Annotated in this window: 12 protein-coding genes, 1 tRNA gene and 1 pseudogene; 2 read left to right on the forward strand and 12 right to left on the reverse strand. The window is 71.4% G+C overall.

From position 1 onward, the window contains the following. Nucleotides 1-35 precede the first annotated feature (35 nt). Together AC1QRC_RS18070 and AC1QRC_RS18075 are read right to left on the reverse strand one after the other, a co-directional pair. Nucleotides 36-395 (reverse strand): C40 family peptidase, encoded by a 360-nt coding sequence (locus AC1QRC_RS18070; RefSeq protein WP_484206686.1) that lies wholly within the window; start codon nt 393-395, stop codon nt 36-38. Then, the gene (locus tag AC1QRC_RS18075) at nt 314-1,615 is read right to left on the reverse strand and encodes a hypothetical protein (RefSeq protein WP_484204620.1); all 1,302 of its coding nucleotides are present in this window, start codon (nt 1,613-1,615) and stop codon (nt 314-316) included. Before AC1QRC_RS18075 ends, AC1QRC_RS18070 begins: the two co-directional genes overlap by 82 nt. 365 nt (nt 1,616-1,980) lie before the next feature. Here AC1QRC_RS18075 and AC1QRC_RS18080 point away from each other — a divergent pair, with 365 nt between their 5' ends. Continuing rightward, nucleotides 1,981-3,561, forward strand: a complete 1,581-nt coding sequence (locus AC1QRC_RS18080; protein WP_484204621.1) for a DUF3352 domain-containing protein — start codon at nt 1,981-1,983, stop codon at nt 3,559-3,561. Nucleotides 3,562-3,892: 331 nt separating this feature from the next. Here the strand turns inward: AC1QRC_RS18080 and AC1QRC_RS18085 are convergent, their stop codons facing one another. From AC1QRC_RS18085 to AC1QRC_RS18120, 8 genes and pseudogenes are all read right to left on the reverse strand, one after another. Beyond that, nucleotides 3,893-4,264: a hypothetical protein gene (locus AC1QRC_RS18085; protein WP_484204622.1), complete on the reverse strand. Its 372-nt coding sequence runs from the start codon at nt 4,262-4,264 to the stop codon at nt 3,893-3,895. Between the two features lie 61 nt (nt 4,265-4,325). Beyond that, nucleotides 4,326-4,671 (reverse strand): annotated as a pseudogene (locus AC1QRC_RS18090) (IS21 family transposase); the annotation flags it as partial. 621 nt (nt 4,672-5,292) lie between these two features. Next, nucleotides 5,293-5,369: transfer RNA gene (locus AC1QRC_RS18095), tRNA-Thr, on the reverse strand. A gap of 64 nt (nt 5,370-5,433) precedes the next feature. Next, nucleotides 5,434-7,095: an alpha/beta hydrolase gene (locus AC1QRC_RS18100; protein WP_484204623.1), complete on the reverse strand. Its 1,662-nt coding sequence runs from the start codon at nt 7,093-7,095 to the stop codon at nt 5,434-5,436. A 20-nt stretch (nt 7,096-7,115) separates the two neighbouring features. Beyond that, the gene (locus AC1QRC_RS18105) at nt 7,116-8,294 is read right to left on the reverse strand and encodes a DNA polymerase III subunit delta' (RefSeq protein WP_484204624.1); all 1,179 of its coding nucleotides are present in this window, start codon (nt 8,292-8,294) and stop codon (nt 7,116-7,118) included. Next, a complete protein-coding gene (tmk, locus tag AC1QRC_RS18110; protein WP_484206687.1) occupies nt 8,291-8,908 on the reverse strand; it encodes a dTMP kinase in 618 nt (205 codons plus the stop codon). The genes AC1QRC_RS18105 and tmk overlap by 4 nt, the downstream gene beginning before the upstream one ends. A 57-nt stretch (nt 8,909-8,965) precedes the next feature. Further along, the gene (locus AC1QRC_RS18115) at nt 8,966-10,507 is read right to left on the reverse strand and encodes a hypothetical protein (protein ID WP_484204625.1); all 1,542 of its coding nucleotides are present in this window, start codon (nt 10,505-10,507) and stop codon (nt 8,966-8,968) included. 12 nt (nt 10,508-10,519) lie between these two features. After that, nucleotides 10,520-11,020 (reverse strand): Lrp/AsnC family transcriptional regulator, encoded by a 501-nt coding sequence (locus AC1QRC_RS18120; protein WP_484204626.1) that lies wholly within the window; start codon nt 11,018-11,020, stop codon nt 10,520-10,522. 147 nt (nt 11,021-11,167) lie between these two features. Here AC1QRC_RS18120 and AC1QRC_RS18125 point away from each other — a divergent pair, with 147 nt between their 5' ends. Next, nucleotides 11,168-12,406 carry a trans-sulfuration enzyme family protein gene (locus AC1QRC_RS18125; protein WP_484204627.1) on the forward strand — a complete coding sequence of 413 codons (1,239 nt, stop codon included), beginning with the start codon at nt 11,168-11,170 and terminating at the stop codon, nt 12,404-12,406. Between the two features lie 7 nt (nt 12,407-12,413). Here the strand turns inward: AC1QRC_RS18125 and topA are convergent, their stop codons facing one another. Next, complete coding sequence (gene topA / locus AC1QRC_RS18130) at nt 12,414-15,155, reverse strand: type I DNA topoisomerase (protein WP_484204628.1); 2,742 nt, start codon at nt 15,153-15,155, stop codon at nt 12,414-12,416. Nucleotides 15,156-15,241: 86 nt separating this feature from the next. Continuing rightward, complete coding sequence (gene pulA, locus AC1QRC_RS18135; protein ID WP_484204629.1) at nt 15,242-21,064, reverse strand: pullulanase-type alpha-1,6-glucosidase; 5,823 nt, start codon at nt 21,062-21,064, stop codon at nt 15,242-15,244. Nucleotides 21,065-21,189: the final 125 nt, after the last annotated feature.

Here is a 21,189-nt window from a genome sequence, read left to right on the forward strand (position 1 = left end):
GGCGCCCGTTGCGACGGGCGTCCGGCCAGCGGCCGCTACGACGGGCGTCCGGCCAGCGGCAGGATGCCGGTGGAGTAGCTGATCGGGGTGACCTTCACTCCGTCCCAGCTGGACCAGTCACGCAGGGCGTGGATCATCTCTCCGCCGCCGAGGTAGATGGCCACGTGGTAGATCCCTGAGGGCTGCCCGTTGTTGCTGAAGAACAGCAGGTCGCCGCGCTGGGCGTCGGCCAGGGCCACCTTAGGCAGTGCGTTGTACTGCGCGCCGCTGTGGTGCGACAGGTGCACGCCTGCCTGACGCCAGGCCATCTTGGTCAGCCCGGAGCAGTCGAACGCGTCCGGTCCCTCGGCGCCCCACTTGTACGGCTTTCCCAGCTGCTCGTAGGCGTAGGCGATGGCCGCCTCCGCTCCGGGAGCCGGCGCCGGCGGAGCCGGCGGCGGGGTCGGAGCCGGGGGCGGGGTGGGCGTCGGTGTCGGCGTGGGAGTCGGGGTCGGCGTTGGAGTCGGCGTCGGCGTAGGATGTCGGCGTAGGAGTCGGCGTAGGAGTCGGGGTAGGCGTCGGCGTCGGCGTAGGAGTCGGGCGTAGGCGTCGGAGTCGGGGTAGGCGTCGGAGTCGGAGTCGGGGTCGGCGTCGGCGTCGGGGTAGGCGTCGGCGTCGGCGTCGGAGTCGGCGTCGGGGTGGGAGTCGGCGTCGGGCTCGGCTCCGGCTCCGGCTCGGGGGTCGGTTCCGGGGTTGGCTCCGGCGTCGGCTGGGGCGCCGGGGTGGGCTCCTGGTTGCGGCGCTCCTCGGCCAGACGTGCCGCCTCGGCCTCCTCCGCAGCGATCCGCTCCGCCTCTGCTTCCTCAGCGGCGATGCGCTCCGCCTCGGCCTTCTCGGCCGCGATCCGGTCGGCCTCGGCCTGCAGATAGGCCTGCCGCTCGTTCTCGGTCTCCACGGAGACCTGGCGGACCCTGGCCAGCTCGGCGATCGTGTCCTGTCGCTGGGACTCCAGGCGAGCGCTCTCCTCCTCGGCCCGGGCGACCGCCGTGTCGGCTGCCTCGGCGGTGGACTGTGCCTCCAGGGCAGCGGCCTCGGCCTGTGCCGCGGCCATGGCGGCCTCGCGGTCCAGCACGTCGGCCGTGCCCGAGGCGGTGGTCGCGTCCTGCACCTCCCGGTTGCGGATCTTGCTGATCACTTCCAGGGATCCGGCCCGCTCGAGCACGTCGTTCCCGCCCCGCTGGTCGAACAGCACGTTCAGCGCGCCCAGTCCCCCACCCTTGTACGCCGTCGCAGCATGCCGTCCGAGCACGGTGTTCGCCTCGTCCGCGACGTCGCGCGCGACCGCGGCCTCCACCGCCAGCTGGTCGGCCTTCGCCTGCTTCTCCTCGTGGTCCAACCGGGCGGCCATCGCGGCCTCGCCGGCCACCTGCGCGTCGTACTCGACCTGGCGCAACTGGGCGTTGAACTCCAGCACCTGCGCGTCCAGCCCGGACACCTGCGTCTCGACGCCCCGGACGGCCTGCTGGGCATCCCGGACGTCCTGCTCCGAGGGCGGACGGTCCACATCGGCAGCGAGCGCCGGAGCGCCCCCGCCGATGACGAGGAGGCAACTCAGGGTGAAGGCAGCGCGTCGCACTCTGGTGGAGCTAGGCACAGAACGAACCTTCCGGTTGGGCAACAGGGCATCAGTGGCGGCGTGGGCGAACCGGGCTCGACAGTAGACGTGAATGTGCACACTGGAAACAGCGATCACACGTATTTGCGCTGGTCACAGCGTTACCTCACGTCACATGCGCCACAGGCAATACCTGGCGTTCGAAATCACACGCATGTGCTTCGGCAGGTCGTCCAAGTCGCATCGTTGTGATTTCGAACGTGTCCCCAAGTCGCATCACGATTTGATAACGAAACAGGGCGGGGAGGTACTCTTGGGGCGAGGTCGACGTCCTACGAACGTTGACCGAGCGGGGTCGAGTGCCCGCACCAGAGTGGAGGGAACCCATGACTACACCGATGAGCGGCGTCTTCGACCAGCCGCAGGGGGATCCGTACGCCCCCGAGAAGAACACGTCCAAGAAGAAGGGCGGCGTCATCGTCGCCCTGGCACTGGTGGCCGCCCTGGTCATCGGCGGCGGTGCGTTCGCCGTCACCCGCGTCCTGGGCGGAGGCGGGGACCAGCCCGCCAGCGCACTGCCGGGCGACAGCGCGGTCTACGTCCGCATGGACATCGACCCCAGCGCCGGCCAGAAGATCGCGGCCGTCCGCTTCCTGCAGGACCTCGACCCCGAGATCATCGAGACCCTGCGCAGCGACGACATGCGCCGCGAGTTCTTCGAGATGGTGGCCGAGGACGAGCCGGCCTTCGCCGGAATCGACTACGAGAGCGACATCGAGCCCTGGCTCGGAGACCGGCTGGGCGTCGGGATGATCCCGCAGGGGGATGGCGACCCGCAGGTGGCCGTCGCGCTCCAGGTCAAGGACCAGGAGGCGGCAGAGGAGGGGCTGACCACCCTGTTCGAGGAGGCCGGGGGCGCGGAAGAGGCCGGCTGGTTCTTCCACGGTGACTACGCCGTGCTGTCCTCCGCCGAGTGGATTGACGACATCCAGGCCGGTGTCGAGGCGGGCACCCTGGCCGACAACGAGACCTTCGCCGGGGATATCGACTCCCTGGGCGACGAGGGGATCCTGTCCTTCTGGGCCGACGGGGAGAAGCTGGCCCCGTTCTTCGACGAGGCCGGCGTCGCGCTGGACGAGGTCGGCGACGTCACCGGGGTGAGCCCCGGTGGCATGGCGGGCTTCCTGTCCGGCTCCTCGCTGGAGCAGGCCGAGACCGGCCGCGTCGCCGCGGCCGTCCGCTTCGGCGAGGACCACATCGAGTTGCACGGGATCAGCCGCGGCGTTCCGTTCGAGCTGGAGGACAACGACACCGCGCAGCTCGTGCAGGACCTGCCGGCGGACACCGCGGTGGCCATCGGGCAGGAGCACGGCGACCAGCTGGTCACGCTCGTGTGGGACGAGATGAACAAGGTGATGCCGGAGGAGCTCGCGCAGATCCAGTCCGAGGCTGCTGCGGAGGGCTTCGAGCTCCCCGGCGACCTGCAGACCCTGCTCGGGCAGAGCCTGGCCATCGGGGTCGGCGCCGACATCGCCACGGTGGACCAGATGGAGGACCCGAGCCAGCTGCCCCTGGTCGTCCGCGTGCAGACCGACACCGACGCCGCCAACGCCGTGATCGACCGCGTGGCCACGGCCACCGGCGCAACGCCGGCCGAGTTGGACCAGATCCTGGTCCGTCGCGCGGACGACGGTGTCCTCAGCCTGGGCCTGAGCCAGCCGTACGTCGACGCTGCGGTGCAGGACGGCGGGCTGGGCGACGACGCCACGTTCCAGTCGGCGGTGCCGAACGCTGACGGCGCCGACACGGTCTTGTACGTGAACCTGAACGCTTTCGAGCAGTTCTACCTCCCGGAGATCACGGACGAGAACACCCGGGCCAGCGTGGAGCAGATCGCCGCCATCGGCATCAGCTCGACCTGGGCCGGTGACGACGGCGAGTTCACCATCCGGGTCGTCGCTGACTGACCCGCACTCGGCAACAGGGCAGGGCCCGTCCGGCAGCACGCCGGGGCGGGCCCTGTCCTGTGCCAGCGTGTCACGATGCCAGAGTCAGGCGGCTTTCCGATAGCGGAGCAGGCTGGGCGGCGGTCGCGGGCGTCAAGCGGGGACAGATCCGAGTGACTCGGTGCGCAGGTGCGGAGCAGCTTCCCGAACTAACACCAGGTCCCCTTGATGCCCTCGCCCGACGCCCTGATCGTGGGGGTCCCCGCCGTCGCCGGCGCGCCGAAGGCGCGCCTTGAACCAGCAGAGAAGTACTCGCGCGCTAGCCAGTGAGGCGGTGACGGACAGACCAAGATCACTCGGCTCCCACCAACCACAGCGTGTCGTCGTCCTGGATGCATTCACCGCCCGAGGTGATTGGCACCGAGGTCTGAGACGCCGGGACCGCGGTCCCCCCAAACGACATGGTCTGCCCGATGGTGAACCGCTCGCCTCGAAACTCAATGCCGGTGCTATCCACGCTCGCGCCACCCTCAGGGAAGGCGAGCAGGTACTCCATCTGGACGCCTCCGGAACCGGCCGCCAGGTGCATCATCAGGCAACCATCACGCAAAGCGAGCGATCCCTCAATGCCCGCGTCTGCACCTACTTCTCCGCCATGCTCAACTATCGCGATAGTGTCCTGACCGTCGGCACACGCTCCCCCTGATAAGGCGAGCAGGAACACAAGCCCTCGATGCTTCATGCATCACACCCCGTCCGACGTTGGATGCTGTTGATCACCCTACGCGCGAGAACCCTGGGGGGGGCAACGGTTCGACGACCCTCATAGCGCCAGGCTTTCGGCTCGCAGGCCGCAGTGTCTTTGGTTGGCTGGTGACCCAGCCGATCCGTTCGGCGATCACCGTTGCCGGCATCGTCGGCCGGGCCGAGAGCAGCTCACGAATCCGCGGTTCGACCGCGTCGACGACCGACCCCTTGGCCGGTCGCTGGTATCCGGGCGGCCCGGAGGCAGCCGACGCCCCGCTTCACCTGGATCTTCGAACAGCCCATCACCCGAGCGATCGCGTTGATCGGCACGCCCTCCGACCGGCGCAACCGGCGGATCGCAGCCCAGTCCTCCACGTCCAACACCCGCTTTCTCCTGTCCTCGTCGACGAGGACAGGATCTCGGCCGGGGGTCAGTTTTCACCTGCCGTCCAGGGGTCAGTTTCCACGTGCCGTCGACAGGGCGTCGCGACGACGACGGCGCACGCTGACGCAGCGATGACTCACCGGCTCCCGCCTGCGTTGACAGCCCGTGCGGTGGGGTCGGTGACGGATCGGGATGTGCGACGGGTCCTCAATGGGTGGGCCACGAGGTATGCGGAGGGCAGCGTCCGCCGGTGGCGGGCCAGCCTCGCGGCGTTCTTCGGTTGGTGTGTTGCGGAACGGTCGATCATGACGAACCCGGTGACGCTGAGCCGGGTCCCTCGTCAGGACACTGAGCCGGACCGGGTGATGCCTCGGAGTGAGGTCGAGGTGGAGGAAGTCGCTGCGGTCCGCGTGCATGACGGCCGTTCTGCTGACCTGGTACTCATAGCCGCGTGGACGGGCCTTCGTTGGTCGGAATTTCGCGCCGTGAGGGTGTGTGATTTCGCGCCTGCCCCGGTGCCGGTCGCGGATCGTGCCGGATTGGGCCGGCGGGGGCACACACGGAGAGGAGGACGCTGCGGGCAACGAAAACGCCCCAGGCCGTTGACCTGGGACGTTTCGTGGAGCCGCCTATCGGAATCGAACCGATGACCTATTCATTACGAGTGAATCGCTCTAGCCGACTGAGCTAAGGCGGCACGCGCCAGGGGCGCCGTAGGAGAATAACTGATCGTCAACGCCCGGAGCGAATCGGTCGGCGGCTCAGCAGCTCAGCCCGTCCTCGGGCACATTGCCGTCCACCAGGTAGGCGTCCACGGCATCGTCGACACAGGAGTTTGACCTGCCGTATGCCGTGTGGCCGTCACCGTCGTAGCTGATCAGCACCCCGGACTCCAGGGTGTCCGCGAGCGTCTGCGCCCACTCGTACGGGGTCGCGGGATCGCGCGTGGTCCCGATGACCACGATCGGCGCGGCACCGGCGGCGTCGTAGTCGGTCAGCGTGGTCTGGGCCTCCACGGGCCAGTGGGCACAGGCCCCCTCCCCCGAGAGGTAACGACCCCAGGTCGGGGAGACCTCCTCGAACTGCTCCAGCATGTCCTCGCTGTCATCCCCCTCCGTGCTGGGACGGTCCAGGCAGTTCACGGCATAGATCGCCTGCATGCTGTTGCCGTCGTAGCTGCCGTCGGAGGACCTGCTGGCATAGAGGTTGGCCAGGAACATCAGCATCGACCCGTCGCCGTCCTGGGCGTTGCGCAGCGCCGTCGACAGCAGCGGCCAGCCGGCCTGGTCGTACATCGCCACGATGATGCCGTACATCCCCCAGCCCTCGGTCAGCTCCGTGACGGTGTCACCCTGGACCGGGACCGGGTTGGCGTCGAGCTCGTCGAGGAAGGCCGGGATGCCCGCCATCGCGGTCTCCACGTCGTCGCCCAGCGGGCAGTCGCCCTTGGCAACGCAGTCCTCGACGTAGGCGCGGGTGGCCCGTTCGAACCCCTCGGCCTGGCCCAGCCCCATCTCCGTCCCGGTCAGGGCCGGGTCGATCGCGCCGTCCAGCACGAACCGGCCGACGTTCTCCGGGAAGAGCTCGGCGTAGGTGGCGCCGAGGAAGGTGCCGTAGGAGGCGCCCAGGTAGTCCAACTGGTCCTCGCCGAGCGCCGCACGCAGCACGTCCATGTCACGCGCGGCCTCGACCGTGGAGACGTGCCCCAGCAGGTCCCCGGCGTTGTCGCGGCAGGCCTCGGCGAAGCCCTGCACGAGCGCGGCGCTGGCCGCCTCCTCCTCCGCGTCGTCCGGCGTGGGGTCGCTGCCGAGGTACTCGTCGAGCTGGGCGTCGTCCAGGCAGACGATCGGGGCCGACCGCGCCACGCCCCGCGGGTCGAAGCCGACGATGTCGTAGGCGTCGCGCACGGGGCCGCCGACGATGGACCCGGCCATCTGGGCGTACTCCACGCCCGACCCGCCGGGTCCGCCCGGGTTCACCACGAGGGAGCCCTGGCGGTCACCGGAGGCGTCGACCTTGAGCACCGCGATCTCGATGGTGGCTCCCTCCGGGTCCTCGTAGTCGATCGGGACCTCCAGCTGGGCGCACTCACCACCGTCGCAGCCCTCCCAGGACAGCTCCTGCTCGTAGTAGCGCTCCAGCCCCTCCGGGGCAGGGGCGCCACCGCCGCCGGCCTCTCCCGGCTCCTCCCCCGTGGTGCCTCCGGCGCCGTCGGTGGTGTCCCCGCCGTTGTCCTGACTCGCCCCGTCGTCCTGACTCGCCCCGTCGTCCTGGCCACCGCCCTCGGGCGCGGAGGAATCCGGCGCCCCCGTGCAGCCGGCGAGCAGCACCAGGGCAGCGGCGCTGCCGGCCGCGGCCACGCGCCAGGGGGCGGGGCGGCCGGACGCGTGGCGTCCGGTCCCTCGCTGGATCAGTGTCCGCACTGTGCCGTCCTCTCGTGTGGTCATCCGTGCGCCCCCGTCGTCGAGCGCGGCAGCACCAAGCCAATCATCATCGCCTCCAGGACCAACAATGGCGCCCCGTTGGCGACCAGCCTGGCGCGGGCCAGGCCGATGGTCTCGATGGCCCTGAGCAGTTCCTCGGGGGTGAAGGCGCGCGCGACCTGGCGCACCTGGTCGATCTCGGTGGCGTTGACCGGGTCGACCCCGGCCCCACTGCCCAGCACGAGCGCGTCGCGATAGACCGAGGAGAGGTCGGTCAGCGCGGCGTCGATGGTGTCGTGCCGCTGCCGGGTCGACTGCCGCTTGCGGTCCTCCTCCCACCGCTTCAGGTGGGCCCGGACGGAGGGTGGCTGGGTCCGGGCGTCGGGGTCGGCCCCGAGCTGGCGCAGCAGCTCGCGCCGCTCCTCGTCGCCGTCCTCGCCCGCGGCACGGGTCGCCCCGGCCACGGCCTCCTCGTGCAGCTCCGCGGCCGCCGTGAGGGCGGCCCCCAGCCCGGTGAGACGGGTCGGTATGCCGATCACCGCCCGACGGCGGGACCGCGCGGCCTCGTCGGTGGCCAGCCTGCGGGCCAGCCCGATGTGGCTCTGGGCGGCGCGGGCGGCGTAGTGGGCCATCGCCACGTCGATGCCGTCGCGGCGTTGCAGCAGCTCCGCCACCGCATCCGCCGGCGGGGTCCGCAGCCGCACGTGCCGGCACCGCGACCGGACCGTCACCAGCAGGTCCTCCAGGCTCGGGGCGCACAGCAACCAGACGGTGCGCGGCGGGGGCTCCTCGATCGCCTTGAGCAGGGCGTCGGCGGCCTGATCGTTGAGCCGGTCGGCGTCCTCGACCACGATCACCCGCCAGCGCCCGGTCGTGGGCCGGGTCGCGGCGGTCTGCGCCAGGGTGCGTGCCTCGTCGACCCGGATAAAGGTGTGGCTGGTCGCCACCACGGTGAGGTCGGGGTGGCTGCCGACCTGCACGGTGTGGCAGGCGGTGCACTCCCCGCAGCCGGGACCGGCCGGTCCGTCGGGACGCTCACACTGCAGGGCGGCGGCGAAGGCCCGCGCGGCGACGGACCTGCCGGAGCCCGGTGGTCCGGTGAACAGCCACGCGTGCGTCATCGACCCCGGGTTGGTGGCCGCCCGGGTCAGCTCGGCGACGACCGGCTCCTGACCCACCAGTTGCTCAAAGACGCTCATCGCACCCCCAGCCCCTCCACCGCGTCCCGCACCCGGGCCTGCAGGGTCTCCGGCGGCAGCGCGGCGTCGAGCACGAGGTAGCGCTCCGGCTCGGCGGAGGCCAGGTCGAGGAACCCCTGCCGGACCCGCTGGTGGAACTCGCGGCCCTCGGACTCGAGCCGGTCGTGGACGGAGCCGCGGCGCTCGTGCCCGGTGGCGGCGTCCACGTCGAGCAGCACGGTCAGGTGCGGCACCAGACCCCCGGTGGCCCACAGCGACAGGCCCCTGACCTGGTGGGCGTCCAACCCCCGGGCGGCGGCCTGGTAGGCGATCGAGGAGTCCATGTAGCGATCGGTGAGCACTGTTGCGCCCCGGTCCAGCGCGGGCCGCACGACGGTCTCGACGTGGTGCGCCCGGTCCGCGGCGAAGAGCAGCGCCTCGGCGCGGGGCGCAACGTGGTCCCCGTGCAGCAGCACCTCCCGGATCGCCGCCCCGACGGTGGTGCCCCCGGGCTCGCGCGTCGTCTCGACGTCGTACCCCTGCGCGGTCAGCGCCTCCGAGAGCAGCCTGATCTGCGTCGACTTGCCGGCCCCGTCCCCACCCTCGAAGGCGACGAACAAGCCGGAGTCGGCCATGCGGCATACGGGTTGGTCGACGGGCACGGGACCGAGCCTAAGCGACGCGACCGACCGTCAGCCGTCGCCGTCCACCGTGGGCACCTGCCAGCGCTCGGCCCACGCGTCCAGCTCCGGCACCTCCAGGACTGCCTCGTAGCGCAGCGTCGCCGGCTCGTCCCGCACCAGGAGCAGGTTGTCGCGCTCGGGCAGTGACTCCGGCTCCTGCACCGGGAAGTGCCGTGCGGCCACCGCCGCCACCTCCTGGCCCAGCGGGCCGGACGCGCGCACGGCACGAGCGTCGAGCCGGGCCACGGCGGGGAAGGGCACCTGCCCCCAGGCCCGCTTCAGCGAGCGCAGGTGTGCCCGGGCCTCCGGCCCGGCCGGGATCGCCGGATCCTCGGGGTCGATCCGGTGCAGCGTGTGGCACCAGGTCGCGAAGTGGCTGCCGGTGCCAAGCGCCCGCTGGTAGGGCCCGGCGCCGTGCCAGGCGGTCTCCCCCTCCAGTGCGTCGGCGGCGGCGGCGAGCTCGACCACCCGCGGGTCGGTGAGCAACCGGTCGTAGTCCATGTCCGGGGCCACGTGCCCGAAGGACAGCCCCAGGAGCGCGAACTCCAGGCACTTGGCGCACTCGTGGCAGAAGCGTTCGGCCTCCAGCGTGCGGGTGCACATCACCATCTCGGCGAAGGCGTCGGGGTAGGCCTGCAGCACGGTCCCGAAGGAGACGTACTCCCCGATCGCGAAGTGGGTGCTCTCGCTGTGCAGGTCCCACCCGAGGACGTCGGCACAGTAGCGGCGCAGGTGGCGCAGCTTCTCGGGGCGCCCGGCCGGGTTGGAGAAGCGCAGGCCGCCGTCCTTGGTCGGGGTGGTGCGGTAGCCCAGAGCCGTGCGGGAGAACACCACCTGGTGCACTCCCCGGTCAACCAGCAGCGGCAGCATCGCCGCGACGTAAATGTTGATGTGCGGGCGCGGGCCGGACCGGTCGTGCCGGAGCACCGCCAGGTAGTCGGTCGTGGCCACGTGCTGGGGGGCGCCGGTGCGCCGCCGGGCCGGGCCGAGGATGGTGTCCAGGCTGCGCCGGGTGGTGCGTTCCCGCGTCTCGTTGCCCAGGGCGAACAGCTGGACCAGGTGCAGGAGGAGCACCTGGTCGGGGCGGCGACCCTCCAGCAGCGCCTGGTGGGCCAGGGTGCTGTCCTTGCCGCCGCCGTAGGTGACCGCCAGCGGGGTGGGGCGGCGCCGCAGCGGGGAGAGGCGACGCCACGGCGCCGGCGGGCGGGCCACGCGGTAGCGGCGGGTATCGTCGACCGGGCCCTCGAACCGGACGTTGCCGACGTCCAGGTAGGCCCGCCAGAAGTCGAGGGTGATCTGCCCGACCGGCTCGGGCAGGCGCACCGTGACCTCGCGTGCGGTCGCCGCCCAGATCGGCAGCTGCAGGCTGAGCAGCACCTCGTAGAGGACGCGCCGATCCATCCGGTCGACCCGGACGCGGCCGTAGTCCACGCGCCAGGTGTTGCGCCGCTGGTAGGGGTTGTCGCCGTCCTGGTCCCAGCTGAAGCGCACCCGCCCCCGGGTGACCTCCGGTGGGTGCACCTGCACCGTCAGCGACTCAGCCCTCGGCACCGTCGGGACCCCTCACTCGTCGTCGGCAGGGGTCAGCGTCCCCTCGCCACGCAGCGCGTCGAAGATGAGGGAGGTCTCGGCGTGCAGCACCCCGGGTCGGTTGGTGAGGTGGTCCAGCACAAAGTCGCGCAACGCGTCCGCCGACTCCGCGGCGACGTGCACCAGGTAGTCGACCGCACCGCTGACGTGGTAGGCGCCGAGCACCCCCGGCAACAGGGGCACCTCCTCGCGGAAGGCCTCGAAGTGGCTGCGGCGGTGACCGCCGAACCGGACCGCGATCATCGCCTGGACCGGGCGGCCGACCGCGGCCGGGTCGATCCGGGCGTGGATCCCCTCGATGACGCCGCGTTCCCGCAGCGACCGGACCCGGACCAGGCAGGTCGACTCCGCCACGCCCACCGCCCGGGCCAGCGTCGCGTTGGGGGTCCGTCCGTCCTCTTCCAGCAGCCGCACGAGCTGCCGGTCGACCCGGTCCAGCACCGTCGGGGCAGGGGCCTGCACCATCTTCGCCATGCCCCGCAGTCTACCCCGTCACTCTCGCAGATCCAGTGGACTCCAAGCCGCAGATACGAAGTTTCCACGGGCAGATTGACCTTGCTCGGCGATTTCTTCACCATGGAGGGACGGACACCGTCGTCCACCCCGACCAGGAGCCCTCCCGTGAGCATCTCATCAGCCCCGTCCCGTTCCGTCGACACCACGGCCGTCCACGCCGCGCGCGAGGACCTGGCCGCCGCGGGGGTGCACGTGCCCCCGATCGACCTGTCGACGACCTACCCGCTCCCCGGGGTGGAGGCCGGCGGCGACTCCTACGAGCAGCTGGCCACCGGCCAGCCCCTGGGGGCGGGTGCGAGCCCGGTCTATCAGCGGCTGTGGAACCCCACCGTGGCCCGCTTCGAGGAGGCCCTGGCCGCTCTGGAGGAGGCCGAGGAGGCCGTGGCGTTCGGGTCCGGGATGGCCGCCCTCTCGGCCACCCTGCTCGCCACGGTCGCCGAGGGAAGGCCCCACGTCGTGGCCGTGCGGCCGCTGTACGGCGGCACCGACCACGTGCTGGCCACCGGACTGCTCGGCACCCGCGTCACCTGGGCCAGGCCCGGGGACGTGGCCGCGGCGCTCGAGGCCGACACCGGGCTCGTGGTCGTCGAGACCCCCGCCAACCCCACGCTCGACCTGGTCGACATCGCCGACGTGGTGCACCAGGCCGGCGACGTCCCGGTCCTGGTCGACAACACCTTCGCCACCCCGGTCCTGCAGCAGCCCCTGACGCTCGGGGCCACCATCGTGCTGCACTCCGCCACCAAGTTCCTCGGCGGCCACGGCGACATCATGGCCGGGATCGTCGCCACGGACGCCCGGTGGGCCGCCCGCATTCGCTCCGTCCGGGCACTGACCGGCGGTCTGCTGCACCCGCTCGCCGCCTACCAGGCACACCGCGGCCTGCAGACCCTGCCGATCCGGGTCCGCGCCCAGCAGGACAGCGCCCAGGTGGTCGCCCGCTGGCTGGGCCACCACCCGCGGGTCCGGGCGGTGCACTACCCGGGCCTGCCCGGCAGCGACCCGCGCGGGCTGATCGGGACCCAGCAGGCCGGCACCGGAGCGGTGCTCGCCTTCGAGGTGGACTCGTATGCCGTGGCCGCCGCCACCGCGGACGCCTGCCAGCTGATCCAGCACGCGGTCTCCCTGGGCGGGGTGGACACCCTGATCCAGCACCCCGCCTCGCTCACCCACCGCCCGGTCGCACCCGAGGCGCGGCCCGTCGCCTCACTGCTGCGGCTGTCGGTCGGGCTCGAGGACCCACGCGACCTGATCAACGACCTGGAGCTCGCGCTCGCGGCGGCGCACCCGGCCGCACAACGGGCCGCTCGGCACGCCACGGCCCGTCTGACCCAGCCGGTCTGACCGGGGTTCAGGCCTTCTTGGTGGTCTTCCGCGCGGTGCTCTTGCGCGTGGTCGTCTTCTTCGCCGTGGACTTGCGGGTCGTCCGCTTGCGGGTGGTCGGGCCCTTGGCCCGCTTCTCGGCGAGCAGCTCGAAGCCGCGCTCCGGGGTGATCGACTCCGGGTCGTCGCCCTTGCGCAGCGTGGCGTTGGTCTCGCCGTCGGTGACGTAGGGGCCGAACCGGCCGTCCTTGACCACGACCGGCTTGCCGCTGGACGGGTCCTCACCCAGCTCCTTCAGCGGCGGCGCCGCCGCGGCCCGCCCCCGGGTCTTGGGCTGGGCGTAGATCGCCAGCGCCTCCTCCAGGGTGATCTCGAACAGCTGCGCCTCGGTGGTCAGCGACCGCGAGTCGGTCCCCTTCTTCAGGTACGGGCCGTAGCGGCCGTTCTGGGCGGTGATGTCGTCGCCGCTCTCGGGGTCCTGCCCGACGACGCGGGGCAGGCTCAGCAGCTTCAGGGCGGTGTCCAGCTCGATGGTGGCCAGGTCCATGTCCTTGAACAGGCTGGCGGTGCGCGGCTTGACCTTGGCCGTCTTGCGAGCCGGCTTCTTCGCCGGCGTCTTGGCGGCGTCCCCGCCGTCGGCAGCCGCAGCCGGGTCCTCGGGCAGCACCTCGGTGACGTAGGGGCCGTAGCGCCCGGCCTTGGCCACGATGTCGCGACCGGTCTCCGGGTCCTGCCCCAGCACCCGGCCGTCGTCGGCCGAGGCCTCGAGCAGTTCGCGCCCCTTCTCGGGCGACATCTCGTCGGGGGCGATGTCGTCGGAGACCGTGGCCCGGCGCGCCTCGCCCTCGGCCCGGGTGTCCTCCACGTAGGGCCCGTACCGACCGACGCGCACCACGATGCCGTCACCGATCGGGATGGTGGAGACCCCGCGGGCATCGATCTCCCCCAGGTCCTGCACCAGGTCCCGCAGGCCCTCGGCGCTGCGGGCCTCGTCGCCGAAGTAGAACCGGCGCAGCCAGTCCACCCGGTGCTCGTCGCCGCGGGCAATGCGGTCCAGGTCCTCCTCCATGGAGGCGGTGAAGTCGTAGTCGACCAGCCGGGAGAAGTGCTGCTCCAGCAGCTGCGTCACGGCGAAGGCCAACCAGGTCGGGACCAAGGCGTTGCCCTTGGTGCGCACGTAGCCACGGTCCTGGATGGTGCCCACGGTGGCCGCGTAGGTCGAGGGGCGACCGATGCCCTTCTCCTCCAGCGCCTTCACCAGGGTGGCCTCGGTGTAGCGGGCCGGCGGGGAGGTCTGGTGCCCCTCCGCCTCGGCGCGCAGCACGTCCAGCGGGACCCCCTCGGACAGCTTCGGCAGCCGGCGCTCGGTCTCCTCCGCGGCGCGGCCGTAGCGCTCCTCGTCGCGGCCCTCCTCATAGGCGGCCAGGAAGCCGCGGAAGGTGATGACCGTGCCGGAGGCGGTGAACTCGGCCTCGCGCGCGGCGTGGTCCGCAGGCAGGGTGGCGGTCAGCTTCACCGTGGCGGTCGACCCCTTGGCGTCGGCCATCTGGGAGGCCACGGTCCGCTTCCAGATGAGCTCGTAGAGCTTGAACTCCTGGCCGTGCAGCTCACCGGCCACCTGGGCCGGGGTCCGGAACGAGTCACCGGCCGGACGGACCGCCTCGTGCGCCTCCTGCGCGTTCTTGCTGGCCTTGCCGTAGCGGCGCGGGGCGTCCGGCACGTAGTCGGCGCCGTAGAGGTCGCGGGCCTGACCGCGGGCGGCGTGGATCGCCGACTCCGACAGCGTCGTGGAGTCGGTCCGCATGTAGGTGATGTAGCCGTTCTCGTAGAGCGACTGCGCCACCCGCATCGTGGTCTTGCTGTTCAGCCGCAGCTTGCGGGAGGCCTCCTGCTGCAGCGTGGAGGTGGTGAACGGCGCCGACGGGCGGCGGGTGTAGGGCTTCTCGGAGACCTCGCGGACCACGACGTCGCCGGCGCGGGTGCCCTCGGCGATCGAGGTGGCGGCCGCGGCGTCCAGGTGGCGGACCGCGTCGGACTTCAGCACCCCGGAGTCGGTGAAGTCGCGCCCCGTGGCCACCCGCTTGCCGTCCGTGCCGGTCAGCCGGGCGGTGAAGGTCTGACCGCCACTGCCCTGCGGGGCGAAGTCGCCCTCGACGTCCCAGTAGCTGGCGGAGCGGAACGCCATCCGCTCCCGCTCCCGCTCGACCACCATCCGGGTCGCGACCGACTGCACCCGTCCGGCGCTCAGGCCCTGCTTGACCTTGCGCCACAACACCGGGGAGACCTCGTAGCCGTAGAGCCGGTCGAGCACCCGGCGTGTCTCCTGGGCGTCCACGAGGCGGGTGTCCAGGTCGCGGGTGTTGCTCGCCGCGCGCTGGATGGCCTCCTTGGTGATCTCGTGGAACACCATCCGCCGCACCGGGACCTTGGGCTTGAGCACCTCCAGCAGGTGCCAGGCGATGGCCTCGCCCTCGCGGTCCTCATCGGTGGCGAGCAGCAACTCGTCGGAGTCCTTCAGGGCGCGCTTGAGCTCGGTGACCTTCTTCTTCTTGTCGGCGTCGACCACGTAGTAGGGGTCGAAGTCGTTCTCGATGTCGATGGCGAACTTGCCGTACGGGCCCTTCTTCATGTCTGCCGGCAGCTCGCTGGGGTTCGGCAGGTCCCGGATGTGCCCGACGCTGGCGTCGACCTGATAGTCCGAGCCCAGGTACTCGCCGATCTTGCGGGCCTTGGCGGGTGACTCGACGATGACGAGTTTGCGGTTGCTCACGGGACGACCTCTTTCTGCACCTTCCGACGTGTCGCGGATTCGTCGCGACGTCGACGTCAGGGGGTGACCGGCCACACCGTAACCCATCAGGGCTGCACGAACACCGCCACCGTCCGGGCGGGCACGGTCAGGGTCGCGGACGCGGGGTCCCACGACGACTCCCTGACCACCTCGTCGGCGCCCGCCACCTGGACGGGCGACAGCTCCAGCGCGGCGCCCTCCAGCCCGGGCACCGCCTGGGCCACCGTCTCCGGCGTGGCGTTGAACACCACGACCAGGCCGTCCAGCTCCGGGTCGGCGTCCTCCCCGGCGGTGTCGTCGATCCGCAGCACGATCACGCCGTCGTGGGCGTCCTGGGTGCCGGACACCGGGAAGGTCACCTTCTGCCCGATCGCCTCGGCCGACCCCAGGCGGAACAGCGGGGTGGACTCCCGCAGCCGCAGCAGGTCCAGGGCCTGCGCGGACGCGGCCTGTATGTCGTCAGGCGCCGGGGCGAGGTCCGCGTCGGCCAACAGCGGGGCCAGGTAGTCCCACTTGTCCTCGTTGTCCTCCGCCGGGGGCAGGCCACGGCCGAAGCCGTTGTCGGTCAGGGTCAGGTCGAGCAGGTTGAACCAGTCGCCGCTGTCGTAGCTGTTGCGGTCCAGGCTCTTGCTGCGCAACAGGTCCGCGCCGGCGTGCCAGAACGCCGGGCCCTGCCCGAGGGTGACCGTCGCCAGGGACAGGGTGTTCATCCGCACCCGGTCCTGCATCGTGGTGGCGACCGGCAGCTTCAGCGCCAGGGAGTCGAAGAGCGTCTCGTTGTCGTGCGCGTCGACGTAGTTGACGACCTCGTCCGGGTCCTCGGCGTAGCCCGCCGGGGCCCCGTTGTAGTCGATCTCGGACCCGGCCACGGGGTCGCCCGTCTCGGCGCTGCGGAAGGTGTAGTCACGCAGGTTGCCGGCCAGCCCCAGCTGGACCAGGTCCGTGTCGTGCGCCAGGCTCGTCTGCTGCTCCTGCTCGTCGCCGTTCACCGGTGCCCCGTTGGGGTCGGTGAACTGGCCGGAGCCGAAGCCCTGCATGCGGGGGTCCTCGTCGAAGGGCCCACCGCCGCGCACGGCGTCCCGGATGCGGTCGTTGAAGGTGCCGATGCTGGTCCCGGTGAGCTGTCCCTGGATCGCCTGGCGGAACAACCGGTTGCCGGACACCTCCCCGAAGTCCCAGCCCTCGCCATACAGGGTGACGGCGGAGCCGTCGACCCCGTCCTGCTCCACGGTCAGGGCGTCCAGGCCGGCCCGCACCGCCGCCATGTTCTCCACCGAGTGGTGTCCCATCAGGTCGAAGCGGAACCCGTCGACCTTGTAGTCCCGGGCCCACAGCACGACCGAGTCGACCATCAGCTTCTCGGCCATCGCGTGCTCGGTGGCCACGTTCTGGCAGCAGGTCGAGGTCTCCACCCGGCCCATGGCGTTGAGGCGGTGGTAGTAGCCCGGCACGACGCGGTCCAGGACCGAGCGTTGGCCCTGACCGGACTCGGCGGTGTGGTTGAACACCTGGTCCAGCACCACCCGCAGCCCGGCATCGTGCAGGCCGCCGACCATGGTGCGGAACTCCACGACCCGCTCCCCGCCGTGGGCAGCTTCCGCGGACGAGGCGTAGGAGCCCTCCGGCACCGAGAAGTGCCACGGGTCGTAGCCCCAGTTAAACGCGTCGGTGCCCGCCTGGGCCTTCACGCAGGCCTGCTGCTCCTCGCTGTCCGGGGCCATCGACTCCAGGTCGCAGTCCGGCTCGGTCTGCTCGGCAGGATCCTCTTCGATGGAGGCGATGTCGAAGGTCGGCAGCAGGTGCACCGTGTTCATCCCCGCGTCGGCGAGCGCCCGCAGGTGCCGGGTGCCGTAGCCGTCATCGGCGAACGCCAGGTAGGAGCCCCGATGCGCCTCCGGGACGTCGGGGTCGCTCACCGAGAAGTCGCGGACGTGCAGCTCGTAGATCATCTGGTCCACCTCGTCCCCGAGCGCCGGCGGCGTGGCCTGCCGCCACAACTCCGGCGCCAGCGCCGGGTCGGCGAGGTCGACGAGCACCGAGCGGGTCGAGTTGAGGGTGAGCGCCACCGAGTACGGGTCGGTCACCAGGTTGGTCTCGACGGCACCGGTGGCGGGCACGAAGACGGTGACCTCGTAGAGATAGTTGCGCCCCGCCCAGTCGGGCCCGCCCTCGGCGCTCCAGACCCCGTCCGCGCCGCGGTCCAGATCGATCCGGCTGGCCTCCTCCACGGGCGCGTCGTCACCCGCACCCGCCGGCCACACCAGCAGGTCCACCTGCTGCGCGGTCGGCGCCCAGAGCGCGAGCGTCGGCACCCCGTCATCCCAGGTCACGCCCAGGTCGGCACTGCTGGCTCCCTCGGCATACAGCTGGTCGAGGACGCCCGGCACCTGCACCGCGGTGGCATCGCGGACCCTGCCCAGGTCGTCGTGCAGGGCGACCGCGACCTGCCCGCGCAGCAGGTCGGCCGCGTCCTGCGCGTCCGCCCCGTCCCACCGCAGCGCGAGGTAGTCCGCCAGGGCGGGGTGCCGCTCGAGCACCTCCTCGGGAAGCCCCTGCGGGTCCAGGGTCAGCGGGACGGAGGTGCCGCCGGTCAGCGTCTCGGCGTCGATCGCCAGACCCCCGTCCGGGGCCGCGTAGAGGCGCCAGGCGAGGAGGGCGGGGTCGGCGCCCTCCGGTATGCCGTCGGCGGGCCAGGCGAGCAGGCCCGGCTCGAGCCAGTAGGCCTTGGCTGCGGTCAGGTCCGGCGCGACGCCGGCCTCGGACGTGGTTGCGGTCACCTCGTGGGTCTCCAGGTCGTAGCTGATGGTCAGGACCACCCCATCGTCGGGGACGCTGACCGCGACGTTGTCCGCCGGGTAGCTCTCGTCCCAGGACAGGTCGTGGGCGACCTTGAACTCGTAGTTGCCGGCGGGCACCTCGGTGCTGGACCAGGTGTAGGTGCCGTCGCCGTCGGGGTCCTGCAGCCAGGGCCGCATGCAGTCCGGCGCCCAGTCGTCCGGGCAGCCCAGCTCGGACTGGAAGCTCCCCGGCGCGGTGAGCACCGGGTCCTGCACGTCGCTGGTCACCCAGTGGGTGGCGTGGTCGTAGTAGAAGGTGACGTCCCCACCGGGGGCGGTGTAGGGGATGTCGGCGCCGCCCGGCTCGCCGCCCGCGCCGTAGTTCTCATCCCAGGAGCGGTCGATGGCCGCCTTGTAGGCGTAGTCGCCGGCGGGCAGGTCGTAGGTCCCCTTCCAGATCTGGTCGTCCTCGTCCAGGCTCAGCTGCGCCTGGTCGCAGGCCGGCTCCCAGTCGCCGGCACAACCCATCTCGGTGTTGTGCGAACCGGGCACCGACACGAAGTCGGGCTGCTCGACCGGGTCGACCGGCCCCGGGCCGGGGTCGGTGCCGCCCCCGCCGGGCTCCCCCACGATGCCGAAGGAGGAGTCGACCGAGAGGTTGCCGTGCGCGTCCTGCAGGATCGCGCGGTACTCCAGGAGCGTGCCGTGCGGCAGGTCGGTCACGTCATGGAATACCCGGTAGGGCGCGTTGTCGTCGGTGCCCAGCACCGTCCACGCCTCAGTGCCGACGGGGCGGTAGGCCAGCGTGGTCTGTGCGAAGGCCGAGCCTGCCGCCGGGGCGGTGGCCGTGGCCGGCACCGCCGCCCGGATCTCGGCGCGGCCCCCGACCGTGGTGCCGCCCGGACCGTCCGGGGACGGGGTGACCAGGTGCACCTGCGGGGCCTTGCGGGACCGGGGCAGCGCCCGCCCTTCCCAGACCTCCACGGACAACGGTGCGACCTCCGCGGTGACCCTGCCCTCGGTGTCGCTGCGCAGCGTGCCGGTGTCGCCGTACCGCGCCCGGAAGGCGATCGACCGGCTGCCCGTCGGGAACGTCGCCGAGGCGGTCTCGGTGGAGTTGTTGGCGACCACGAGGTACTCGACATTGCGGTCGGTGTCCCACCGGCTCACCGCAAAGATCCCCGCGCCCGAGGAGGCGTAGCGGTGCTGCTGGGCGCCGTCGACCAGCGCGGGGTGCTCCGCGCGCAGCTTCGCCAGCCCGGCGATCTGCCGGTAGAGCGGGTGGTCGGTGTCGTACCGGTCCATGCTCCCGGAGGGGGCCCCGATCACCGGCTCCTCGGCATACTGCTCCACCTGCGTGGCGAACATGTCCTGCCGCGCGTCCTTGTCCCCGCCCGAGCCGATGAAGCCCTGCTCGTCGCCGTAGTAGACCACCGGCTGGCCACGGGTCAGGAACATCAGGGCGTTGGACAGTTCGACCCGGTCCTGCAGGTCCTGCCCCTCGTGCCCGGACCCGGCGAGCATCATCGCGGCCCGGCCCATGTCGTGGTTCCCGGTGAAGGTGGGCAGTTGGTAGGCGTTGGAGTCGGCGTCGGTGTAGTAGTCGTCCATCGCGTAGAGGTCCCGCAGCCCGGTCGTCGCCGCACCCTTGGCGAAGTCGACGGCCCGCCCCTGGAAGCCGAAGTCGATGGTGGCCGGCATCCCGCCCGTCGTCGTGTACTCGCTCATCACCCGCGGGTCCCCGTCGTAGACCTCACCGAACATGAAGAAGTCGGGGTTGCCCTCCCGCGCGGACTCCAGCACGCGCGGGCTGAACTCCTGCCAGAACTCCATGTTGACGTGCTTGACGGTGTCGACCCGGAAGCCGTCGATGCCGAAGTCGGCCCAGGTGGAGTAGATGTCGACCATCCCGTCGACCACCTCGTGCCGCTCGGTCCACAGGTCGTCGAGCCCCACGAAGTCGCCGTAGGTGTTGGACTCGCCGGAGAAGGTCGAGTCCCCCCGGTTGTGATAGAGCCGCGGGTCGTTGAGCCACTCGGGCACCTTGACGGTCGCATCCTCCTCGGTGCGGAACTCGGGCACGTAGGGGAAGGAGATCTGCGGGTCGATCTCGGGGAAGCTGTCGGTCCCGGCGTAATCGACGTCGTCGAAGATCTCCCCGTCGGCGTCGCGGTAGGGGCTGGTCTCCTTGCTGATGTATGCCGTGTCCCCGCCCTCGTAGGCGATCACGTCGGCGGTGTGGTTGGTGATGATGTCGAAGTAGACCTTCATCCCCCGCTCGTGCGCCTCGTCGATGAGCTCGGTCATCTCCTCGTTGCTGCCCAGGTGCGGGTCGATCTGGGTGAAGTCGGTGATCCAGTAGCCGTGGTAGCCGGCGCTGGCGTCCGCCCCGCTGCCTTGCACGGGACGGTTCTTGAACGAGGGCGTGAGCCAGATCGCGGTGGTCCCCAACCCCTCGATGTAGTCCAGCTGCTCCCGGATCCCCGCCAGGTCGCCGCCGTGGTAGAAGCCCTTGTCGGTCGGGTCGAACCCGTGCTCCAGCCGGTCGCCGTCCAGCCCGCCCCGGTCGTTGGAGGGGTCGCCGTTGGCGAACCGGTCGGCCAGCACGAAGTAGAACTGCTCCCCCGTGACCGGCTCGCGCAGGCTCTCCCCGGCCAGGGCCCGGTCCTGCGCGCTCACGTCGTCGCCGGCGAGCTCCGTCGGCGCCACGGTCACCGCGTGGGTCCCGTCGTGGTAGCCGAACTCCAGGGTGGCCGGGCCCTCCAGCACCAGCGGCAGGTTGTCGGCCGGGTGGCTTTCCTCCCACCCGCCGTCCAGGGCGATCTTGAACTCCCACTCGCCCGCGGGCACCTCGAAGGTGCCGCGGTAGGCCGTGCCCTCCCCCTCCTCGTCCGTCCCGTCTTCGTCCGTCGGCGTCAGCCGGGTGGTCTCACAGGCGGGCATCCAGTCCTCGGCGCACCCCAATTCGTCCTGCAGCGAGCCCACCAGGGTGACCACACGTTCCTCGGCAGGTGCCGCCGTGACCTCCGTCGGGGACGCCCCGACGGGGCCGGCGGCCGCGGTGACGACGAGCGCTGCCGCGCACAGGGTCGGGGGCAGGAAGCGGGCCATGGGATCTCCAGTGATCTCAGCGGGTCGGGTGGTGGTGCCGGGCCGGCGCACCCGCCAGCCTTCGTCGACAGCACCCTAGGTCCGCTTTGTCGCGAAAGCCACGGCTTCTCGCAAGATTTTGCAGA

The sequence above is a fragment of the Ornithinicoccus sp. genome (genome assembly GCF_057176825.1).

What these genes read in the sequence shown, in the direction of transcription:
- pulA (WP_484204629.1), bottom strand. Translation starts at nt 21,064, where the DNA reads ATGGCCCGCTTCCTGCCCCCGACCCTGTGCGCGGCAGCGCTCGTCGTC.
- AC1QRC_RS18120 (WP_484204626.1), bottom strand. Translation starts at nt 11,020, where the DNA reads ATGGCGAAGATGGTGCAGGCCCCTGCCCCGACGGTGCTGGACCGGGTC.
- AC1QRC_RS18105 (WP_484204624.1), bottom strand. Translation starts at nt 8,294, where the DNA reads ATGAGCGTCTTTGAGCAACTGGTGGGTCAGGAGCCGGTCGTCGCCGAG.
- AC1QRC_RS18080 (WP_484204621.1), top strand. Translation starts at nt 1,981, where the DNA reads ATGACTACACCGATGAGCGGCGTCTTCGACCAGCCGCAGGGGGATCCG.
- tmk (WP_484206687.1), bottom strand. Translation starts at nt 8,908, where the DNA reads ATGGCCGACTCCGGCTTGTTCGTCGCCTTCGAGGGTGGGGACGGGGCC.